The 1,401-nt window shown below is 56.5% G+C and carries 1 pseudogene; it reads right to left on the bottom strand.

The annotated features are described in order from the left end of the window. A pseudogene (locus J5224_RS27775) lies at positions 1-1,401 on the bottom strand (hypothetical protein); the annotation flags it as partial.

Below are 1,401 nucleotides of genomic sequence, written 5' to 3'. Positions count from 1 at the left end.
ACAATTTTCCGTCAATGCCATTAACCGCTTGGCTAATGTCACTGATCTTCGTTGTGGCACCGTTCACTGTCGCGGTTAGCTGGCTAATCTGCGTTCCCTGCGCCGTAATCGTGTTGCCTTGCTGCGTCACCGTTGCCGATACCGCATTGACACTCTGCACTGCGCCGTTAGCCGTAGACTGTGCCGCAGCCGCTGCACTGGCGGCGGATTTTGCTGCCGCAGCCGCGTCTGTGGCGGCCTTATCGGTAACGGCCTGCCATGCCGAGCCCGTCCATCGTTTTGGGGTATTGATGCTATTTGTCGTATCGATCCACACGTTTTGTGTCAGGCGATCCGCCACCGCAGGTTCTGCGGTGCCATAGATCACTTTACCTTTATTACCCGCCGCCGCAGCCGCATTCGTTGCCGCCTGTTGGGCGGCAGCAGCGGAAGATTTGGCGCTATCAGCCGCTGTCTGAGCCGTTCCAACCGAGGCAGTGATTTGCGTGATCGATTGCCCCTGCGACGTTAGCGTATTTCCCTGCTGCGTCACTGTAGTCTGTAAGCCACCAACAGCGGTAGAAAGCCCGTCGATTTCCCCTTCCGCTGCACGCATTTTGCTACTGAGGCTATCCACATTCTGCGCAGTGGTCTTTTCCAACGTGGTAACCGTCTGCTGCAATGAGTTCAGGTTACTTTGTGTTGAGCCAATCTGCGCTTGCATCTCCAATAACGCGATAGTACGCGCTTCAACTTCATTGGCGACCGCCGCGCGTGTATCGGCGATTTCTGCCACACGAGCACCATTTTCGCTACGCCATCTGCGAGACTCCTCGTCAATGGTCAAGCTATTACGCAAAATGGCTTTTGCCTGCTCAATACTGGAGAGCATGCCATCAGCGATCTGCTGGGTGTTTGTAGCAATATTGGTCACCAGAGACTGCCAGGCATCGGAGCCCTCAACCTCCTCCAAAATGGCATCCGCGATATCTCCGACGTCGGTACTCGATTCCCCAACAACCCACCCCGTCCACGGCCCCTGGTTACCCGACTTATCAACAATACGGGCGCGATAAAAGAACGCCTGACCGACGCTAAGCCCCATTTGCTGGTAGGCACGCGTGGGATACGCCACATCGGTCAGCAGCAACACATTCTGGCCGTCGCTGGTCAGGGAATACTGAATCTCAGTTTTTAAGGTATCGTCGGTGTCGGCGGGGAATTGCCAGTCGAGCTGGACGCCAAACACCAGCGCGGTGGTGGTAAAACTGGACAGTGCCGGCGGATTACCCGCTTTACCTGTTAGCATAGTTTCCTGCGCGTTGGCCCACAGACTGGAGATCTCCGTGGCATTGATGGCGCGCACGCGCGCTTGATAACGCCCGCCGTAAATGCCCGACACCTCAACGCCTTGTGCCGAGG

The organism is Candidatus Symbiopectobacterium sp. NZEC135, assembly GCF_025962695.1.
This window is presented reverse-complemented; position numbering and strand designations above follow the sequence as displayed.